13 protein-coding genes are annotated in these 20,806 nt (G+C 39.4%); 2 read left to right on the top strand and 11 right to left on the bottom strand.

The genetic code is table 11. From position 1 onward, the window contains the following. Positions 1–24 precede the first annotated feature (24 nt). Positions 25–4,581: a glutamate synthase large subunit gene (gene gltB / locus ACFQ4X_RS07830; protein WP_379834220.1), complete on the bottom strand. Its 4,557-nt coding sequence runs from the start codon at positions 4,579–4,581 to the stop codon at positions 25–27. Between the two features lie 138 nt (positions 4,582–4,719). Between gltB and ACFQ4X_RS07825 the strand changes: the two genes are divergently transcribed. Beyond that, positions 4,720–5,622, top strand: a complete 903-nt coding sequence (locus tag ACFQ4X_RS07825) for a LysR family transcriptional regulator (protein ID WP_379834218.1) — start codon at positions 4,720–4,722, stop codon at positions 5,620–5,622. Positions 5,623–6,185: 563 nt separating this feature from the next. On the opposite strand, the gene ACFQ4X_RS07820 is transcribed toward ACFQ4X_RS07825, so the two are convergent. The 6 genes from ACFQ4X_RS07820 to ACFQ4X_RS07795 form a co-directional block, all read right to left on the bottom strand. Beyond that, positions 6,186–7,445 carry an L-lactate MFS transporter gene (locus ACFQ4X_RS07820; RefSeq protein ID WP_379834217.1) on the bottom strand — a complete coding sequence of 420 codons (1,260 nt, stop codon included), beginning with the start codon at positions 7,443–7,445 and terminating at the stop codon, positions 6,186–6,188. Positions 7,446–7,457: 12 nt separating this feature from the next. Continuing rightward, positions 7,458–8,012: a DUF1641 domain-containing protein gene (locus ACFQ4X_RS07815; protein WP_379834215.1), complete on the bottom strand. Its 555-nt coding sequence runs from the start codon at positions 8,010–8,012 to the stop codon at positions 7,458–7,460. Beyond that, positions 8,005–10,962: a formate dehydrogenase subunit alpha gene (gene fdhF, locus ACFQ4X_RS07810; RefSeq protein ID WP_379834213.1), complete on the bottom strand. Its 2,958-nt coding sequence runs from the start codon at positions 10,960–10,962 to the stop codon at positions 8,005–8,007. Before fdhF ends, ACFQ4X_RS07815 begins: the two co-directional genes overlap by 8 nt. Before the next feature lie 157 nt (positions 10,963–11,119). Further along, positions 11,120–11,860: a CBS domain-containing protein gene (locus ACFQ4X_RS07805; protein ID WP_379834211.1), complete on the bottom strand. Its 741-nt coding sequence runs from the start codon at positions 11,858–11,860 to the stop codon at positions 11,120–11,122. Positions 11,861–11,961: 101 nt separating this feature from the next. Continuing rightward, positions 11,962–12,459 carry a hypothetical protein gene (locus ACFQ4X_RS07800; RefSeq protein ID WP_379834210.1) on the bottom strand — a complete coding sequence of 166 codons (498 nt, stop codon included), beginning with the start codon at positions 12,457–12,459 and terminating at the stop codon, positions 11,962–11,964. Positions 12,460–12,788: 329 nt separating this feature from the next. Next, positions 12,789–14,060 carry a M24 family metallopeptidase gene (locus tag ACFQ4X_RS07795; protein WP_379834208.1) on the bottom strand — a complete coding sequence of 424 codons (1,272 nt, stop codon included), beginning with the start codon at positions 14,058–14,060 and terminating at the stop codon, positions 12,789–12,791. Between the two features lie 133 nt (positions 14,061–14,193). Here ACFQ4X_RS07795 and ACFQ4X_RS07790 point away from each other — a divergent pair, with 133 nt between their 5' ends. Further along, complete coding sequence (locus tag ACFQ4X_RS07790; RefSeq protein WP_379834206.1) at positions 14,194–15,522, top strand: polysaccharide biosynthesis protein; 1,329 nt, start codon at positions 14,194–14,196, stop codon at positions 15,520–15,522. Positions 15,523–15,567: 45 nt separating this feature from the next. Here the strand turns inward: ACFQ4X_RS07790 and ACFQ4X_RS07785 are convergent, their stop codons facing one another. From ACFQ4X_RS07785 to ACFQ4X_RS07770, 4 genes are all read right to left on the bottom strand, one after another. Beyond that, positions 15,568–16,005, bottom strand: a complete 438-nt coding sequence (locus ACFQ4X_RS07785) for a hypothetical protein (RefSeq protein ID WP_379834204.1) — start codon at positions 16,003–16,005, stop codon at positions 15,568–15,570. A gap of 25 nt (positions 16,006–16,030) precedes the next feature. Continuing rightward, positions 16,031–16,789, bottom strand: coding sequence for a TspO/MBR family protein (locus ACFQ4X_RS07780; protein ID WP_379834203.1), 759 nt, complete (start codon positions 16,787–16,789; stop codon positions 16,031–16,033). Positions 16,790–16,890: 101 nt separating this feature from the next. Then, positions 16,891–18,669 (bottom strand): ABC transporter ATP-binding protein, encoded by a 1,779-nt coding sequence (locus ACFQ4X_RS07775; protein WP_379834201.1) that lies wholly within the window; start codon positions 18,667–18,669, stop codon positions 16,891–16,893. Beyond that, a complete protein-coding gene (locus tag ACFQ4X_RS07770; RefSeq protein WP_379834199.1) occupies positions 18,666–20,405 on the bottom strand; it encodes an ABC transporter ATP-binding protein in 1,740 nt (579 codons plus the stop codon). Before ACFQ4X_RS07770 ends, ACFQ4X_RS07775 begins: the two co-directional genes overlap by 4 nt. Positions 20,406–20,806: the final 401 nt, after the last annotated feature.

Raw genomic sequence — 20,806 nt, 5'->3', positions numbered from 1 at the left:
ATCATCTCTCCTTTCATCTTATGACTACTTAAGAATCAATTTAGTTGGTCCAAGATTTCCTGCTGGTTTTTTAGCAGCAGATCTTGCTTCAAATGCGTTCATGACAGCTTCTTGATCTGATAGACCAGCTTGTTTTTCATTATCAATTCTCTTAATCATTTCTTTATAATCTTTCGGTATAACTTTTACAAAGTGTGATTGAGCTGATTTCCAGTTCTCTAGAATTGCTGCAGCCTTACCACTTTGTGTATATGCAAAGTGATTTAAAATTAATTGTTTAACTGATTCAGTCTCATCATGGTCAACCAGTCTTTCAAACTCGATACCTTCTTTATTGCAAAGTCTCTTAAACAGAAGTGGCTGATGTGTGTAGATATAAGCAATACCTCCGCTCATTCCAGCTGCAAAGTTTTTGCCGACATCTCCTAAAACAACGACATTTCCGCCTGTCATATACTCACAGCCATGGTCGCCAATACCTTCAACAACAATGTTTGCGCCGCTGTTTCTGACAGCAAATCTTTCACCAGCCAGACCATTAATATATGCTTCGCCGCTCGTTGCGCCATAGAACGCAACGTTCCCTACAATCACATTATCATCTGCCAGGTATTCTGCTGTTTTTGGAGGAGCAACAATCATCTTTCCGCCTGAGAGACCCTTACCGAAATAGTCATTGCTATCTCCATTCAGGTATAGAGTCATACCGCGCGGAATAAATGCACCAAAGCTTTGTCCCGCAGACCCAGTAAAGTTAAGGGTGACTGTATCTTCAGGTAACCCTTCTTCTCCAAAACGTTTAGTAATTTCACTGCCTGCAATCGTACCGGCAACACGGTTTGTATTTTTTATTGGAAGGTTTATAGATACCGCTTTTTGCTGTTCAAGTGCAGGGTTTAGCTTAGGAAGTATTTCTTGTATATCTAACGATTGATCAATCTTGTGATTTTGAGCAGTCTTGCAAGTTCGTACACCTTCAGGCTGATATAAAAGTCTTGAAAGATCCAAGTGTTTTGCCTTCCAGTGAGTCTTTGCACGTTCACCAACAGTTAATACGTCAGTACGGCCAACCATTTCATCCATTGTTCTAAACCCAAGCTGTGCCATGATTTCACGGATCTCTTCTGCAACAAACATCATGTAGTTTACAACATGTTCAGGATCACCCATAAATTTCTTTCTAAGCTCCGGATTTTGTGTTGCAACTCCCACTGGGCAAGTATCCAGATGACATGCACGCATCATCACACATCCTAAGACAACTAACGGAGCAGTTGCGAATCCATATTCCTCAGCACCTAATAGAGCCGCTAGTACTACATCTTTACCAGTCATTAGTTTACCGTCTGTTTCTAACGTTACACGGTCACGAAGTCCATTCAGCATCAATGTTTGGTGAGTCTCAGCAAGACCAAGCTCCCATGGAAGTCCAGTATGCTTGATACTCGTTTTTGGAGATGCTCCTGTTCCTCCGTCATAACCGCTGATTACGATAACATCAGCAGCCCCTTTCGCTACACCTGCAGCAATCGTACCTACACCTGATTTTGCTACAAGTTTTACACTGATTCTTGCCGCACGGTTTGCATTTTTTAAATCGTGTATAAGCTGAGCCATATCTTCAATCGAATAGATATCATGATGCGGCGGTGGTGAGATCAGGCCGACACCAGGAGTTGATCCGCGAACATCAGCAACCCAAGGATAAACTTTATTTCCCGGTAGCTGACCTCCTTCACCAGGCTTAGCTCCTTGAGCCATCTTGATTTGCAGCTCATCAGCATTAACTAAATAATGACTTTTAACACCGAATCTTCCTGACGCAACTTGTTTGATGCTGCTTCTTCTGTTGTTTCCATTCGCATCTGGAATAAATCGGACCGGATTTTCTCCGCCTTCACCACTGTTGCTTTTCCCGCCTAAACGGTTCATTGCAATCGCAAGTGATTCATGTGCTTCTGCACTCAATGATCCGAATGACATCGCTCCGGTCTTAAACCGTTTAACAATGGATTCTGCAGGCTCAACTTCTTCAAGAGGTATACTTTTCACCTCAGGTTTGAACGAAAATAAGTTTCTTAAGAACGTTGTGCGCTCATCGTCCGCTAGTTTTGAAAAAGTTTTAAATAACGAATAGTCATTCTTACGGCAAGCCCATTGTAAGGTATGAATCGTTTTTGGATTAAAGGCATGATGTTCACCTGAGTTTCTCCATTGGAAATCACTGCCTGAATCTAACGTGTCCTCAATAGTCTCCATAAACCCTTCTTGATGTCTTAAATGTGCCTCTTTTTGAATTTCAGCCAGTGTAATCCCATCAATTTGAGAGGCAGTTGCAGGAAAATAACGATCAATAACTTCTTTTCCAATACCTACTGCTTCAAAAATTTGAGCACCACGATAACTTTGAACCGTGGAAATACCCATTTTCGACATCACTTTAACAATTCCATCTGTTACACCTTTTTTATACTTCTTTACTGTCTCATGAAGTGAGAGCTTGATATGACCTTCCTCTATTGCTTCTTCAAACGTTTTGTATGTTAGATACGGATAGATTGCATCTGAACCATATCCGATTAAAGCAGCAAAGTGATGTACCTCTCTAACTTCACCAGCTTCAACAATCAAACTTACTTTTGTGCGTAAGCCCTTCTGAACAAGATAGTGGTGCAAAGAACTCACCGCAAGCAAAACTGGCATTGGAGTTTGAGATGAATTCATTTCTCGGTCCGATAAGATAAGGATGCTTGCACCATCGGAAATAGCTTTTTTTGCTTTATTATGAAAAGAAATCAATTCACTTTCCAAATCTTCTGAAAAAAGGGTGTGCAAAATCGCGGGTTTAAAGTCAGTGATGTCATTATCTTTTATTTGATTAAATTCATTTGTTGTTAGAACAGGAGAATCCAATTGAATTCTGCGGGCGTTCTGCGGTCCGGGATGCAGCAGATTACCCTCACCGCCCAGCAATGTCATCGTTGAAGTCACGACTTTTTCTCGAATCGCATCGATTGGCGGGTTAGTAACTTGTGCAAATAATTGTTTGAAATAGTTAAATAATGATTGCGGTCTGTCTGATAACACGGCAAGAGGTGTATCATTTCCCATAGATCCTATTGGGTCTTTCCCTTCGGTAATTACAGGAATTAGATATTTATGAATATCTTCATACGTATACCCAAAAGCTTTTTGTTTTCTTCTAATATCTTTTAATCTTACAGCAGGCTCTTCTCCATTATCATCTAATTGAAGCAATCCATTTGTCAGCCATTCTTCATAAGGCTGCTCATTTGCCATTTCTGCTTTTATTTCATTATCAGTAATGATGCGTCCCTCTTCAATGTCGATAAGAAGCATTCTTCCAGGACTTAAACGCTCTTTGTAAAGAATGTTCTCTTCTTCAACGTCAATAACACCTACTTCTGAAGAGAAGATAATATAATCATCTTTGGTTACGTAATACCTTGCTGGACGCAATCCGTTTCTGTCGAGGATCGCTCCTATCTGTTTACCGTTTGTAAATGAAATTGCTGTAGGTCCATCCCACGGTTCCATTAAACAGCTGTGGTATTCATAAAATGCACGTCTTTCTTGTTCTAAATGCGGATTCTCACTCCATGGTTCTGGAATCAGCATCATAGCTGTATGTGAAGGCTTCCTTCCTGCAAGAACAAAAAATTCAAACGCCTGGTCTAAGATTGAAGAATCACTTCCATCAGCATCTAAAATTGGAAGGAGCTTGTGAATATCGTCGCCAAACGCTTCAGATACAAACTGTTTTTCTCGTGCTTTCATCCAATTCATGTTCCCCTGAAGAGTGTTGATCTCTCCGTTATGAATTAAATAACGGTTTGGATGAGCGCGTTCCCAAGTTGGAAATGTATTTGTGCTAAAACGGGAATGCACTAAAGCGAATGGGGACACGAAATCCTCATCCTGCAAGTCAATATAAAAAGTATCAACTTGCTCTGGTGTTAAAAGTCCTTTATAGACGATGGTTTGTGTAGACAGACTCGCAAAATATGTTTGCAGTCCGTTTTGTATTGCCCAATGTTCTGCTTGCTTTCGGATTACAAAAAGTTTTCGTTCAAAAACAAGCTCGTCAGTAATGGAGTCATCACAAGCAATAAACACCTGCTTGACAACCGGACATGTTTTTTGGGCTTTCTCTCCGATAGAAGAACTATCAATCGGTACAGTTCTCCAGCCTAAAAGTTTCTGTCCTTCTTGTTCAATAAAAAAATTAATTTGATTTTCAAGTTTCAATTGAGCTTCTTTATCGTTCGGGAAAAAAATCATTCCTGCCCCGTATCTGCCTTTTTCCGGCAACTCAAAATTCGTTACCTTTTTAAAGAAACGATGAGGCAGTTTAGTCATCAAGCCTGCGCCATCACCTGTTAACGGGTCACTTCCTTGCCCTCCGCGATGATCAAGCTGGCATAGCATATGAAGTCCTTGTTTCACTATTTGATGGGTAGCATGCCCTTTTAGATGAGCGTATAGACCAATTCCACAAGCATCATGTTCAAAGTTCGGACTATATAACCCTTGTGGTTCTGGAAATTGACTGTAGGTCATCGGTTACTCCCCCTTCACGTTTTCAACTTAATGTTCAAAACTTTCTTTCAATTAGTTTAAGGTTTATAATTAATCGAAACAATATATAATTTAGATTAAAACAATCTCAAATTGAGAATGATTGGTTGTGGGAAAGTTATGGAGATTCGTCAATTAGCATATTTTATTGAAGTTGCAGAACGAGAACACGTATCAGAAGCTGCACTTGCATTGCATGTTGCTCAGTCTGCCGTAAGCCGCCAAATAGCAAATTTAGAATCGGAATTAGGTGTAGAGCTGTTCGAGCGAGAAGGCAGAAACATCAAATTGTCCCCTGTCGGCCGGTTGTTTTTAACTCATGCAAAAACTGCTATGAAAGCAATCGAACATGCCAAAAAGCAGATAGATGAATACTTAGACCCTGAGAGAGGTACGATTAAGATTGGGTTTCCGACTAGTCTTGCCGGTCACCTGCTTCCTACCGTGGTTTCTGCATTCAAAAGAGAACATCCGAATATTGCCTTTCATTTACGCCAAGGATCTTATCGTTTTTTAACTGAGAGTGTAAAGAACGGTGACATTGACTTAGCTTTTCTTGGCCCTGTACCAACGAATGATCCTGATTTGGAAGGCTTTATATTGTTCACTGAAAAAATCTCTGCATTATTGCCCGAACAACATCCTTTAGCTGAAAAAAGAACTCTTTTATTAAGTGATTTAAGAAATGACGATTTTGTCCTATTTCCTGATGGGTACATTTTACGAGAAGTTGTTGTGAATGCTTGCAAAGAATCAGGCTTCATACCCAAAATTGCTTGTGAAGGTGAAGATCTTGATGCTATAAAAGGCTTAGTCACAGCTGGTATGGGTGTAACACTTTTACCCGATAGTTCTTTCTATGAAACTAAACCTCGTTTTACGGTGAAAATCCCAATAGAAATTCCAGATGTGAAACGAACGGTTGGGATCATCACTCCCCGTGGCCGTGAACTTGCACCTGCTGAACAGGTGTTTTATGAGTTTGTTATTAAGTTCTTCTCTGTGCTGGAGCAGTATCAATAATAGTAATCATATTGTTGTTTGATTTAGATTGGGATGAGGGAAATAGAGAGCAGTTGGAAACGAAATTTGTCGAGGATTGCAGACTCGTCGATAAAGAGTTAAAACTTTTGGATTCATGGCTGTAATTTTTGGATTCGGGACCTAAACTCGTGGATTCATGGCTATTTTTTGTGGAATTACGGTTAACTAGGCTTCTTACCATAGTTTTTCCTCTCTTCAAGGCGCCGCTAAACCAAATAAATCGGAATGGCGCAAGCTCGCTCAACCTAATTATGCTCTTCTTAAAAGGTGCATGTCTAAAAATATTGCTACTGAGAGATTTTCAAAACTTCTTCATTGAATAGTTAATTGGAGCGGAAGGACGAGACTCCTGCAGGACGAGCGGGGCAGGTGAGACAACTCAATGTACGCAGCACAGAGGGGGCTCACCGCAAGCCCTGCGGAAAGCGAAGCCACTGCAGCGGAAATTAACCTCTTTCAAAAACAACAATGTTTACGGAAACATCTTTTTAAAAAAAGAGTGACCCAAAAATGAATGTTTTGGGTCACTCTTTCTTATTATTTCAACCTGCAGCTTGTGTGTTATTATTCGCTTTTCTAATGTTGCGGATATTAATACGGATTAAAAGTGATATAGCAAGTGCTGCTACAAAAGCACCTGTAAAGATGTAGAGTGTCAGAGAGTAGCTGTTCGTTGTTTCACGAATCCACGAGACTACGAGTGGACCCACGAGACCAGCAGCCGCCCAAGCTGTTAATATATAACCGTGTATTGCGCCAAGCTGCTTTGTTCCAAATAGATCTCCAATGTACGCCGGTATGGAAGCGAACCCGCCTCCATAACACGTAAGGATTACATATACTAAGAGCTGAAATAAAAACGCATTAGTAACGTTTGGCAGCAGTAAAAACGCAACGGTTTGCAATGCAAAGAAAGTGGTATATACATTTGGACGTCCAATATAGTCTGAAACAGAAGCCCATCCAATTCTTCCAAATCCATTAAACAAACCCATAATACCTACCATGGTAGCTGCTGCTCCAGCACTCAGACCGGCAATGTCCTGGGCCATCGGTGAGGCTACGGAGATAACGGCTATTCCGCAAGTTACATTTATAAAGAGCATTGACCAAAGTGCCCAGAAGCGAACCGTTTTTACTGCTTCATTGGCAGTTAGCTGTGCAAGGTCTTTTGTTTTCTTTTCTTCTTTTTGATCTTTATCTTTCATTCCTTCAGGCTGCCAATCCTTTGGAGGCGGGGCAAGGTAGAGTGAAGATAAAAACATAAGGCCAAAATAAATTGCGCCTAATAGATAAAAAGTATTTGAAATGCCTATTCCATTTATCAGTTTGGCAATTACAGGACTCGCGATAAGCGAGGCGAAACCGAACCCCATAATAGCTAATCCCGTAGCAAGTCCTCTTCTGTCAGGAAACCATTTAACAAGAGATGAAACGGGTGTAATATATCCGATTCCAAGTCCTATTCCCCCAAGGGCTCCGTAAAAAAAATAAAGCATATACAAAGAGCCGATACTGTCAGCAAATCCTGCTCCTATAAGACCTGCTCCAAAACAAGCAGAAGCGATCATACCTGATATTCGAGGACCATAACGTTCTACAAAATGTCCCATAAAAGCGGCAGATAAACCTAAAAATAAGATTGCAATACTAAAAGTTAACGAGATTTCGCTGAGTCCCCAATTATGCTTTTCCCGGAGTGGATTAGTAAATACACTCCAGGAATAGACTGAACCAATTGATATATGAATACCAACAGCCGCAGCAGCAATCAACCAGCGGTTCTTCACTTTGTTCGCCATTGTTTAGCTCCTTTACCCGTTTTTCTCTAACGTTTTATCTTTAGTTTGATTTGTCCGTTTTTCAGGCGTATCTTGAGTAGTTTTTTCGTAAGGCTCAGTATCTTGTCCCATCCCTTTTAGAAATTGCATAAGGATAGTTACCGCTCTATTGATTTCTGGATCTTTTAGTGATTTTACAAGATCAAAATACCCGGTCTTCTCTTCTGTGTCTTTATATTCCGCTACCCGGGCAATTCCAGCATCAATCTTCAGCAAAAAGGGTTCGAGCTGTCTCACGTTGATCATCCCAAGCGTACCCAAGAGCAACAGGAGATTTTTCATCGTGTTTGTGTTTTCAGGTTTGTCCATTGCTTTAACGGCAATATCCAGCACTTTATCACCTTGGCCAAACAACCCATTTAAAAGCGAAAGGATTCCCTTGTCTTGCATATGATTCATTATCTCGAGTGTTTGCATGATTGCTTCCTTATTTTTAACTAAAGCATCTTCCACTTCCCGTAAATCTTTTGTTCGCTGTTCTTCTTCTGATACGGTTAATCTATGAACTTTCTTAATCGCCTTAGCCATGTTGGTTTCGCTCCTTTTTCACAACATCTCCAGGGAAAATATAATCTTTTCTTGCCCATTTCTTTTCAACTGCTACTCCGATCTGCGGCTGCGGGTTCCCGTATCTGAAGTTTGTTTTTGGAAGAGGATTCACTCCTTCTTCTTGAAGAATCTCTAGCTTCGCACTCGTTTCTTTATAAGCTGGAGTATCCGTATCTTTATCGGAATAGCTGCTGGTTAATAGATTTATCGCTGCATCTCCACTGTCATTCATCGGTAAATAGACTTCTTTTCCTTTGACTCTTTCGGTTATTAAACAATGAACCTTTACACTTCCATATGGAGAAGATAAGCGTACGAGAGTCCCGTCTTTAATCCCTCTTTCATTTGCAAGTTCATGTGAGATTTCAAGGAACGTGTTGGGTGTCTTTGATGTGATCCCTTCTGATTTATATGTCATATTTCCTTCATGGAAATGTTCTAAAAGTCTTCCATTATTAACATGGATATCGTATTCTTCACCAAATTCCTTTGGTTCTGTCCAATCGACAGGGTATAATTTTGCTTTTCTGTCATCGAACGGGAACCCTTCAGTAAATAGAATCGGAGTATCTGTTCCATCTGGAGCTACTGGCCATTGAAGACTTTTGTATCCTTCAAGTCTTTCATAAGAAACACCTGCAAACAGCGGTGCTAACTGTGCAGCTTCATCCATAATGTCACTCGGATGGGTGTAATTCCAGCTCGCCCCCAAACGGTTAGCGATGTCCTGTATGATTTGCCAATCAGGCTTTGAATCGCCTAATGGCTCCAAAACTTGATACAGCCGCTGAATTCTCCGTTCAGTATTTGTAAAGGTACCTTCTTTTTCTAAGCTTGGACTTGCTGGCAGCACGACATCTGCAAACTGAGCAGTTCTAGTTAAAAAGATGTCCTGAACGACGAAGAAATCGAGCTTTTCATATGCAGCATGAACGTGGTTGATGTTAGAATCCACGATCCCCATGTCTTCTCCTTTTAAATACATAGCTTTAACATGTCCATCATGAATCCCAGTGACCATTTCATGATTATTCAGTCCAGGCTCCTCAGGAATCTTTACACCCCAGGCTTGCTCGTATTTCGCACGAACTTTTTCATCAGCTACTTTCTCGTAAGATGGAAGACGGTCAGGCATACTTCCGAAATCACTGGCGCCTTGAACGTTATTATGACCGCGAAGAGGATAAGATCCTACACCGGGACGTCCATAATTTCCAGTAACAAGCAGCATGTTTGAAATAGCAGTACTCGTATCACTGCCGCCCATATGCTGCGTAACACCCATTGCCCAGAGGACACAGACACTTTTTGATTGATGGATTGTTTCTGCAATATTAATTAACGTTTCTTGGGAAAGTCCAGTTGCTTTTTCGGCATATTCAAGCGTATATTTTTCTAGGTTTTGTTTAAATTCTTCTAAACCGTTTACACGATTCTTTAAAAATTCTTTGTCAGCCCAGCCTTGATCCAGAATATATTTCGTGACTGCTGAAAGCCATACAAGATCTGAACCTGCCCTCGGCTGAATAAACAGATCAGCACGATCTGCCATTTCATGTTTGCGGAGGTCGGCTACAATCAGTTTCTGGCCATTTAATTTGTGAGAACGTTTAACTCTTGTAGCGAGTACAGGGTGGGATTCGGATGTATTGGATCCGATAACGATTACGAGTTCTGACTTTTCAATATCTTTAATGGAACCTGAATCTCCTCCATGACCTACGGTACGGAATAATCCCATTGTCGCGGGTGTTTGGCAGTATCGTGAACAGTTATCGATGTTGTTCGTTCCAATAACTCCCCGCGCCAATTTTTGCATTAAATAGGACTCTTCATTCGTACATTTAGAGGAACTGATAAATGTTAAAGCTTGTGAGCCGTATGTTTCTTTGATTTCAGTAAACTTGGACGCTATCAAGTTTAAAGCTTCATCCCAAGAAGCCTCTCTAAATGAATTCCCTTCCCGGATAAGCGGTTTTGTTAATCGTTCTTCGCTGTTTACAAAATCCCAGCCGAACTTACCTTTTACACATGTAGATATACCATTAGCCGGTGCTTCAATCTGAGGATCTACTTTTAAAATTTCTCTTCCTTTTGTCCACACATCGAAACTGCAGCCAACTCCGCAGTATGTACAAACGGTTTTTGTTTTTTTAATGCGCTGTTCACGCATAGCGGCTTCCATATCTGAAATAGCTAGTATAGAGCCATAACCGGTTTCAACATTTTTAGTTATTTCAATCATGGGGCGCAAGGTTTCCCGGTTAATGCCAGTCATGTAGCCAGCTTCGCCTTCCATTCCTTTTTCCATCATGGCATTACAAGGACATACCGTAGAGCAATGTCCGCAAGAAACACATGAAGATTCGTTAATCGGCACATCTTTATCCCAGATTACACGAGGTCTTTCACGGTCCCAGTCAATAGAAAGGGTTTCAGTTACTTGAACATCCTGACATGCTTCAACACATCGTCCGCACAAAATGCATTGATCCGGGTCATATCTGTAGAAAGGATTAGAACTATCTACTTCATAGGGCTTGTGATCGAAAGGAATGCTTTGATGGTTAATCTTCATCTCTTTAACGGTATTATGTATTTCGCACCCGCCATTGTTATAATCACAAACGGTACAATACAATTCATGGTTAAATAGGATCCGGTCCATTCCAATGACTTGAGCTTCTTTCACTTCATCTGAGTTCGTATCAACCTCGTCACCTTCTTTGAGGGTGGTGGAACACGCTCTAACAAATTCGCCATTTACTTTTACAATACATGTGTCGCAGGTCTCAATCGGTCCTAAACTGGGGTGATAGCATACATGAGGAACTTGGTCAGGACTGTCAGTAAGAAGGTTTAAAATTGTTTGATCTTTGTTGGCTTTTACTTCAGAACCATTAATTCTAATAGAATAAAAATCGGACAAAATGGTTTCACCCTTTCAATGAAAGTTACTTACAAAAAATTCAGTCATCTAAAAATGCCGATTCCCTAATCGTTATATCCTTAAACAAATTCGGTTATTCAAATCTTGTGTCGTGATATAAACACAAAAAAAGACACCTATGAAGTGTCTAAGTAAATCAGCTATCTAAATCAATTTCGATTAAGTCATAAGAAGTAACAATCCCAAGTGGTTTTTCATTTTCACTTCCATTTAGTGTGATGATGATTGCTTCAAGTTTTTTGTCTTCTTTATGGAACGTTTCGAATATTTCTTCCGCTTTAAAGATGCTTGATGTTTTTGAAATAAATGCTACTAATTGCTTTCCTTTTTTTCTTGTGATATCAGATATTTTTGCATTGCTTAAATCAATAACCTGATCTGCCAGCCGGTCGCTGAGCCAATTTAATAAATAGGTTGCAGTTAACAGCCAAAGATATTCCCCTTTTTCATTATATACAGGAAACCGTGAATAAGATGTTTCTCTAATACAGCTTAATACATCAGCTAATCTGTCACTTTCTTTAAAATGGTGAACATTTTTTGTAGCAATACTTAATGCTGTTTCCGGCTTTTGAAAATAACCTGATATTTTTTCTATGCGCTCCACAATATCAAGGTGCGGCTCTGCAATATAATAATCATGATCAACTTTTTCATGAACGATCGCATTTCGAAGCTTCGCGAACTGGCAAAGCTCATTATAAAACGACCTGATTAAAGAATGCTTTTTCATTCCAACTTCAACTAAGTTCTTAAACCGATCATCTGTTGTATCCTTTACTTTGTCCATTAGACACTTATGAATTTGATTAAATGCGATCTCAAAACGTTCTGACAAAGCATTTTCTTTATTGGTTTTTAAATGAGTCACGGTCATGTTCTATCTCTCCTTATATGTTCCACTACAATCTTTCTACCCTCAAATAGACCTTTAATAAACAAAAAAAAGAAGCGCATCATTTGATACACATCTTTAGTCTAATAATCTTTCCATTCAATTTTTCCGCATTTATTTTCTACGTCAAGTTCAACTTCAAAATTATGCTTTTCATAAAAGTGAATTAAACGGTCAACGTGATCCCAGTCTCTTTTAGCAATGTCACCTTTGATTAAGGGAATGTTATTGTCCGATGCAGTTTCTTTTAAATACTCCATACAGATTGATCCATACCCTTTATTAGCGGGTCCTTTAATATCACCTATGTGCAGAGTATTATCATCTTCATAAACCGCATCAATGGTAAAATCCCAGCCATCATATCTTGATTCACAATCGTTTAGCATGATTTTGCATTGATCCATTTCTTCTGTTTTATATACGATAACAAGATTATCGTCTTTTGTTTGGTCAACACCAATTACATTATAGTCTTTTGCAATTTGTTTCATATCGTTCTGTAATCGGAGAAGTTGAAATTCCAAATCACCCCGGTCAAGTTTGTTTTCTGTTTCTTTTTCAAGCCCAAGCAGCAACATGTACATCCCCTCCTGTTGATTACCTTTACAGAAGGCTCTTTTCTAAAAAATTGTAGCTTTTAAGATAATTTTGTTTATTCCCTTCACTGTCAAGTTGATTGGAGTGGAAGGTGCGAGACTCCTGCGGGACAAGCGGTCAGGTGAGACCACTCAAAGGCGCAAAGCGGCGAGGGGCTCACCGCACGCCCCGCGGAAAGCGAAGCAACCTGGAGCGGAAATCAACTACTTACAAAAGCAACAAAGATTACGAAAACAGCCTTACAGAAACACACAGTTTCCCATTTTACTAAAGGTAGGGAGATATATCAAATGTGAATTGTTTCCTGCTATTAAAGTCTAGAAGAAATTACATAGAATTCAGTTTGCCTATTTGTTAAGTAATGCAATTTATTGTCTTTGAAGCACACTGATTCCTCAAGGTATATAGGAATATCCTTATTCCATTCGGGTATAAATTGTCTAATGTTAAACTCTAACGCATAGCACGTATTATTCAGAATCTGCAATTCCCCCCGGACAGGAATTGGTTCCTGCTTATCAAATAACCCTATTAAAGGACCTGCTGCGTGACAATGGTAACCAATAGGGTGGGAATATAACATGGGTGAAATGCCGCAGGCAAAAGCTTTCTCCATTACTTCTTCAAAGACTTCATTACCGGTCATTCCTGATTTAACTGATTCAAAAACGATATCTTCAAATTTGTTAGCTGTAATCAAGGCATTTCGGAGTCCTTCTGGAACTCCATCTTCTTCTGGATGTAGGACATAGGCTAACTGCTGTGTATCTGAACAAAGTCCTAAATATTCAATGCCGAAATCAAGGTGTACAATGTCACCAGGCCGAATAATATCTTCAATCCTGTCAGCAGATGATCCTTTTCTTTGAATGTCAACAGTAGGATAGAAAGAAGTTTTTAATCCAAGATCAAAGGTTTTTTGCCTGATCCATTCAACTACTTCACGAGTTGTGGTTTGATTTGGAAAAATTACTTGTTCAGATAAAGCCTCTTTAGCTATCAAACGGGTAATAGAGGCCAGTTCTTTATATGCTGCTAGTTCCGAATCTGTTCGAAATTGAAGCCAATCAATAGCCAAAGGAGCTGAAGATACTAATTTAGATGAGTAATCTTTTCCGATCGTATCTGTCATCGTCTGATAATAAGAATGGCTTAACCCATCACAAAAAGAAAAATGGGTAGAATGGTTAACCGCGATTTGATCTGGCTGATATGTATCCATTAGTTTTCTTAGTAAATCAAATGGTCCTTCACCTTTCTTCCCCATGCAGCACGTATAATAGGGTTCAAATTGTTTATTCGAAGAAATTACTAGCCTTTTTACTTTTCCTGTCTCCTTTTCCCTAACAAAAACGAATATCGTTAAACGCCGCGAGCTGTCTATTGAGGAAGGAAAAAGAGTAATGGCTACAGGATCTTCATGATATTCCCTTCCAAGTGTAATCCACATATCGAAATTATGTTTATTCATCAAAATTGGCAGTAAAACCTCTAGTCTCGTGAGCAGCCATTCATCTGTTATTTTGTCTCTTTCAATAAGTGATTTTATTTTATATGGTTTTTGATCTATTTGAATTGCCACGATTTCTCAGTCCTCTCTATCAATGTCTAATTAAACTTTTCTCCTTTGTATATGAAAAGTCCTTCGTGGTCTTGTTTTATAAATTGATGCATATGAATATGAGGACAAAGTGTACAAGGAGATGCACCATGATATGAATATATTTTTTCGGGGAGTTCTGCTGCTTGCAGCTGCTTCGTTAGTAGGAGAAAGCTTAGAATTTATTGTGAATATGATACTTGCACGTCAATTAGGAGAATTGGGATTAGGTCATTATATGTCTATTTTCCCAACAGTTATTTTAATAATTATCATTGCAAGTCTAGAGCTGCCAATCTCAATATCTAAATTTGTAGCAGAAAAAGAAGAAAAACAGCACTACAGCATGCTGAAACATGCGACAAAGCTAACGTTGATTCTAACGGCAGCTATGATTATTATTGCTGTATTTGTACTTCCTTTTATTCCGGTCTTTAACAGCTATCATCCTCTTGTAAGATGGTTAATGGTGCTATTAATTCCGCTAATCTCGCTTACCTCTATAGCCAGAGGTTTTTTCATGGGGAAGCAGCAGATAGGAAAACTCGCTTTTTCTAATCTATTCCGTAAATTTGCACAGCTCATATTACTGGCAGGTATTTATCAATTATTTTCCTTTGATCGAGAAACAGCAATCTTAATTGCATTAGCTACTTTTGTTGGCAGTGAACTTGTTGTTTTCGTTTATTTGTTTACAGCTTATTTGCTGCAATTCCGGAAAATGAAATCCCAATCAAATTATGATTTAAGTGCCGGAGAAGTTACAAAAAGCTTAATGGCTGTGACCATACCAACAACAGGGCTGCGTCTTTTTCATGCATTTACAAATGCAGTTCAGCCTTTTTTGATTAAATACTCACTTACTTTGACTGGACTATCTGATGTGGCGGCAACTGAACAGTTTGGGCTGCTTGCAGGTGTTGCTATAACTATTGGGTTCTTCCCTGCATTTATTGCGCACTCTTTGTTAGTTGTACTAATTCCGACAGTTTCTGAAGCGACTGCAAAAAAAGATGTGGATACATTAAAAATACTTCTTATGCGGGTTATGAAAATAACAGCAGCTTATGGTTTTCCTGCAGTAGTTATTTTCCTTTTGTTTTCTGAGAAATTAACGGTGTTGTTCTTTCACTCTTCTTCAGCTGCAATCTATCTGGAACTTTTATGGCCAAGCTTTTTATTTACTTTCTTCTTAATTCCGCTTCAGGCATATTTAATTGGTTTAGGATTGATCACTACAGCTTTTATCCAGTCTGTATGGTCAACAATCATTTCTTTTTTTCTTATGTATATCCTAGGCTCACAGCCATCATTTGGAATGCACGGTGTTATAATTGGTATGAATGCAGGTTCCGTTCTTCTTATGCTCCTTCATTATTTTTCAGTCTGCAAAGCGATCGGCATTACCTTTTGGCTGAGTGCAAGAAACAATTATCAAGAATAAAAAGGGCATCTCTATAAGGATAATTCCTTAAGGGATGCCTTTTTATCAGACGATTGTCTGAGTATGCGCGACGACTGCACGAAAGTTATATCTGCTATTTTCTTGTTTTACAAACGCCCATTGATTAGGAATGCGGCATTGTAAAAATTTAAGCTGTGATTCATTTAGACTTAGCTCAAGCCATGAGTCTCCGATTTTAAAATGTTCCTCTTCTTTGAAAGAAAATCTTGTCTGCAGCAAATTTTGTAATCCTCTAATCGTAATAAACTTAAACATATAACCATTATTAACAGCGAGAACGATATCCTCCCAATTCTCTTCTGCGTAACGAAAGAAGTTTAGCCAGCTATTTTCTTCTTTACCTATATGATTTAAAGCACTAATATTCTTATTCCTAATAACATCAATCAAATGATCTCCGTCAATCCCTCCAGCGATTGCAGCTTCAAGTAGTAATCCAGCTGGCATTGATAATTTCACCATGATAATCCCCCAATTATTAGAAAAATTAAGTACGCATTGATCTTAAAATATTCGTTCGTTTTGATGCTATCCAAACAATGAATAACAAAAGCAATACAGCTAGAGAGAAGCTTGTGTTAGCGATAACGTCTATCTCACCCATGTGTCTTATGCCAATTCCGATAAATGCCCAAACGAAAACGAGCGGATAAATGAAATCGTCATTTTTAAAAGTAAAAACAAAGGCTAATATCGTTCCAACGATAAGCATTGTAATAGTCCAAGTTTCAGAAGATAGCCCGAGACCATTCCATCCAGAATATTTAAGTACAACTGAGGTATTAACAATTGTAGCTACACTAACCCATCCTAAATAGATTGAAAAAGGAGACAGAACATATCTTGGCCGGTTCTCATCGCTTTGAATCCTTGAATAAATGATGATTAAAGACAGCAGTAATCCTATCATTACAATAAGTGAAAGGATCAGCTTTTCATAATGCCAGACAAAAATCCAAAGACAGTTGAATATACAGCTAATAACAAACCAATAACCTATTTTTTTGAAAACCGTATGATTCATATGTTTAGGCATGACTTGATAAATTACCCATATAGCCAGGAATGTATAGATCAGTCCCCAAATCGAGAATACATACCCCGCTGGAGTAATAAGGACATTATACTTTGCTGATAGTGCCCCTGTTGTATTCCCGTTTAACGGTAAAGCGTTTGCCAGATAATTAACTAAAATAACTGCTGCAAGGGCTAATATATTAAAATACGCTCTAAACTTTTCGGACATTTGTTGTACCTCCTATTAGGATATCTTGTATCATATATACCCCATTCAGAGATTATTTATGAGAAAAGGCAATCCTTTTTTGGACTGCCCTTTGTAAATGGTTAATTGCTAAATGCCTGAGTGCCAATTTCTGCTTCACGTTTGAATAAGCGGCTGTATACACCGTGTTCTGATTCCAGAAGTGATTCGTGTTTCCCTGTTTCAATCATTCTGCCGTTTTCTATAACGATAATACGATTTGCAGCAAGCACCGTTGATAATCGATGAGAGATGATAAAAACGGTTTGCTTAGATTTTCTTTTGTTGATTGCCTCATTAACTTGAACCTCTGTAATCGGATCAAGTGCAGAACTTGCTTCATCTAATATAAGAATAGCTGCATCCTTAACAAGAGCCCTGGCAAGAGACAATCTTTGTTTTTGACCGCCAGATAATAAACTTCCCCGCTCTCCTACCATTGTGTTTAAGCCTTCAGGCAGTGTTAGGATGAAATCCCCCAAACCGCTGTCATTAATAGCACTTAACAACTCTTCATCTGTAGCATCAGGCTTTGCTATGCGCAGATTATCCGCAAGTGAACCATTTCGCAGCTGAACATCCTGTGAAACTATAGCTATCTGTGAACGGAGCCATCCAGCATCAATAGATGAAATATCCTTGCCGTCTAAAAGAATAGAACCGCTGTTTGGTTCATATAGACGAAGTAATAAATCGACGATCGTTGATTTTCCGGAACCGCTTGGACCGACAAGAGCGATAGCTTCACCTGGCTGAACAATAAATGATAATCCTTTTAGAACCAGTTCATCTTTTTCGGGATAGCCAAATGCTACGTCCCTTAATTCAATTGATCCTTGTACTTCTGGTAATATAATACCTTTTTCTGTTTCAGCGTTTGAAGTCTTTTCGCTTAATAAAATTTCAGAACGGTCAAGAGCAGGACCAGTTCGTCTTACAGAAAGCCAGTTTCTGAGCATTTTCTGCATTTCATTAGCAGCGATTGCAACAAGGCCAGCGGCTGTCAGCATTTCACCGGTAGTTAACCTATTGTTCCAGATTAAATACGCGCTTAGCCCATAAACAACTGCTAAACCAAGGCCATTATAACTCCCAATAACGACGATTGATTGCATACGTGCTTTTAATTCATAACGAGATTCTTTTATGAACGATTTGCGAATTTCTGCAACACTTTGCACTTCTCCGTCAGATACACCGAGAACCCTTGAAAGGTGGATGCCTGTAACAGATTCACGAAGTCTTTCAAGATAACGCGAAGCTTCTTTTCTGGCGTTTGCCGATGCTTGGCGTGTTCTTTGCCCAACTGCATTTGATGTTAAATAGAAGATAACCCCTAACACAACGCTTGTAATCATAAGATATGGATGGATCCAAAGCAAAACGATGCTATAGAGAATTACTCCCTGAACGGAAGCCATAAAAGTAGAGCCTTCCCATGCAAGGAAATTGTGCAGAGTATCAGGGTCATCAGAAACCCTCGCCATCATCTCACCAGATTGATTGTTTTGGTAAAAAGAAAATGGCAGCACTTGCAAATGCTTAAACAAACGAAGTTTTTGCCAGTTTGTTACTGTTTTTGCAACCTGGTGACAAAAGTATTCATCAATTACCATCAGGATTAAGTCAGCAACAGCTGCAAATATAAGAAGCCACATTAATCCCCATAAAAGCTTATTAGACTCTCCTGGAAGTATAGTATCAACAAGCCATCCGAGAGCAAGTGTCGGAATAAGCGCAGAGAAAACCTGGCTGACCGCAATAACGAAAGCGTCTGCGAATACCCAGTTTTTATGTGGTTTTAAAAAGGCTAGAACGCGCCTGCCATCACGGTTCTTTGGCTTGGCGGCTAATTGGCTCATATCGCTCTCTCCTTTTCTAATTCACTGTATTGGGCCATATAAAGTTCATAGTATTGACCTCTTTGAGCAAGAAGTTCCTCATGAGTACCTTCTTCTGCGACGATCCCCTTATCCAAGAGCAAAATTTTATCCGTATCTCTCACTGTAACGAGACGGTGAGCAATTGTGATGGTTGTTCGTCCAGGAATAAGGTTTTCTAATGCAGCTTGTACGCGCTCTTCCGTTTCACCATCAAGGGAAGAAGTTGCTTCATCAAAGATTAATAGAGCAGGATGTCTTAAAATTGCCCTCGCTAACGCGACACGCTGCCTTTGACCGCCTGACAATTTAAGGCCGCGTTCCCCTACAATGGTTTCATATCCGTCTGGCAGTGCTGCAATAAATTCCGTAAGTCCTGATGCTGCACATGCTGCATCAAGTTCTTCCTGAGATGCATTTTTTCTTCCATATAATAGATTCATACGAAGCGTATTGTTTAATAAGAAAGTTTCTTGAGACACAACTCCGACTTGCTGACGGAAAGAATTACGGTTGTAATCAAATAGATTTTGCTGATCTACTTCAATGGTTCCTGCTTCAGGTTCATATAGACCGAGCAGTAATTGTATAAGAGTTGATTTTCCTCCGCCGCTCGTTCCTACTATTCCTATGTGCTGCCCTGATTTCATGCTAAGAGATACACCTTTAAGAACATATTCATCATTTCCAGGATAGCGGAACCATAGATTATTAATGTCTATATCCCCGCTTATTGCGTTCATTTTTGGCAAGTTCTCTTCATGTTCAACTGGAAGGTCGAAATATTCATAGATTCGTTGAAGGGCAGGTATTGCCTGCTGGATAATTAATGCATTCTCTGCAAGTGACCGAATAGGAAAAAACATCGTAGGAATAAAGCCGAGACATGCTACAAGCGTCCCCACTGATATGGTATTGTTCCAGACAGCCATACCTCCTACTAACATAACAACTCCAGGTGTTGCGATATTGAATAAGTTTCCTAGTCGCCAGTTTACTTTACCAATTAAAGCAGCACGAATCGAATAATTTTTCCAGTCCGTAAGTTTTTTGTCTTGTGTATGTATTTCTCGTTCTTGTGTTTGGAATGTACGAACAAGTCTTGTTGATTCGATGCTCTCTTGTAGATGATGATAGATGTCAGCACGCATATCACGCTGCACTGCACTCATTTTTCGCATTGTATTTCCAAGTTTGAATGATGGATATAAATAGATAGCAAATACACAGAACATAACGATCGCCACAGGCCAATATAGAGCGAATACTGCGATAAATGCAGCTACAGCACTAACCACTTGCTGGACAAATCGAGGTACAACAGTATTATTCAAGTTTTGTACAGCTTCTACATCATGCGTTAGGCGATAAAGCATATCCCCGCGAGGCGTAGTCGTAAAGAATGACATAGGTGTACGGTGCAAACGTCCAAAAGCTCTCATCTGCATATCAGTAATTACATCCAGTCCAATCTGAACCTGAATATATTCCTGAAGCGATTCGAAAATCACTTTAAATAAAAATGCAAAGAGTACTCCTGCAACGAGCCAGCCGATCATATCTGTCATCTGATTTGGAAGCACTTCATCCACTAGCTTTCCGGCTAATATAGGAGGTATTACTGTAAAGGCACCTCCAATTAATGAACATGCAAAAGCAAGCAGAAGCCCCCTCCAATAAGGCTTAAAATGCTTAAGTGTCTCTCTTAAAAGCTTCATATTTAGTTCCCCCTCTCGCTCCTAAGCACTTTATTTTAAACCATTTTCTAAAAATTATCATTATTTTTACTGTTATTTTTTTCAATATAAGAAAAATATATGAAGACTTAATTAATCTATTATAAGAAAAAGTGAGGATGTAAACTTTGTTGCTCTTTGAAAGTGGTTGATTTCCTCTCCAGGTTGCTCGCTTTCCGTGGGGTGTGCGGTGAGCCTCCTAGCGCTCTGCGCTGTTAGGAGTCTCACCTGTCCCACTCATCCCACAGGAGTCTCGCACCTTGCGCTCCATTCAACTTATCTAAGAAGAGAATCAAACAAAGTACCTGCAAGAAACAACTTTTTAGAGAAGAGCCTTTAGAAAAGAGCTAACAAATAAAAGAACATTTCCTTAATAAGCTGGT

It is taken from the genome of Fictibacillus halophilus (assembly GCF_042680145.1).
In the GTDB taxonomy this organism is placed as follows: Bacteria; Bacillota; Bacilli; order Bacillales; family Fictibacillaceae; genus Fictibacillus; species Fictibacillus halophilus_A.
This window is presented reverse-complemented; position numbering and strand designations above follow the sequence as displayed.

Bases quoted from the DNA above. Each gene is read 5' to 3' on its own strand.
- ACFQ4X_RS07785 (WP_379834204.1), bottom strand. From the start codon at position 16,005: ATGGTGAAATTATCAATGCCAGCTGGATTACTACTTGAAGCTGCAATC.
- ACFQ4X_RS07790 (WP_379834206.1), top strand. From the start codon at position 14,194: ATGAATATATTTTTTCGGGGAGTTCTGCTGCTTGCAGCTGCTTCGTTA.
- gltB (WP_379834220.1), bottom strand. From the start codon at position 4,581: ATGACCTACAGTCAATTTCCAGAACCACAAGGGTTATATAGTCCGAAC.
- ACFQ4X_RS07825 (WP_379834218.1), top strand. From the start codon at position 4,720: ATGGAGATTCGTCAATTAGCATATTTTATTGAAGTTGCAGAACGAGAA.
- ACFQ4X_RS07780 (WP_379834203.1), bottom strand. From the start codon at position 16,789: ATGTCCGAAAAGTTTAGAGCGTATTTTAATATATTAGCCCTTGCAGCA.
- ACFQ4X_RS07820 (WP_379834217.1), bottom strand. From the start codon at position 7,445: ATGGCGAACAAAGTGAAGAACCGCTGGTTGATTGCTGCTGCGGCTGTT.
- ACFQ4X_RS07800 (WP_379834210.1), bottom strand. From the start codon at position 12,459: ATGTTGCTGCTTGGGCTTGAAAAAGAAACAGAAAACAAACTTGACCGG.
- ACFQ4X_RS07775 (WP_379834201.1), bottom strand. From the start codon at position 18,669: ATGAGCCAATTAGCCGCCAAGCCAAAGAACCGTGATGGCAGGCGCGTT.
- ACFQ4X_RS07815 (WP_379834215.1), bottom strand. From the start codon at position 8,012: ATGGCTAAGGCGATTAAGAAAGTTCATAGATTAACCGTATCAGAAGAA.
- ACFQ4X_RS07805 (WP_379834211.1), bottom strand. From the start codon at position 11,860: ATGACCGTGACTCATTTAAAAACCAATAAAGAAAATGCTTTGTCAGAA.
- ACFQ4X_RS07770 (WP_379834199.1), bottom strand. From the start codon at position 20,405: ATGAAGCTTTTAAGAGAGACACTTAAGCATTTTAAGCCTTATTGGAGG.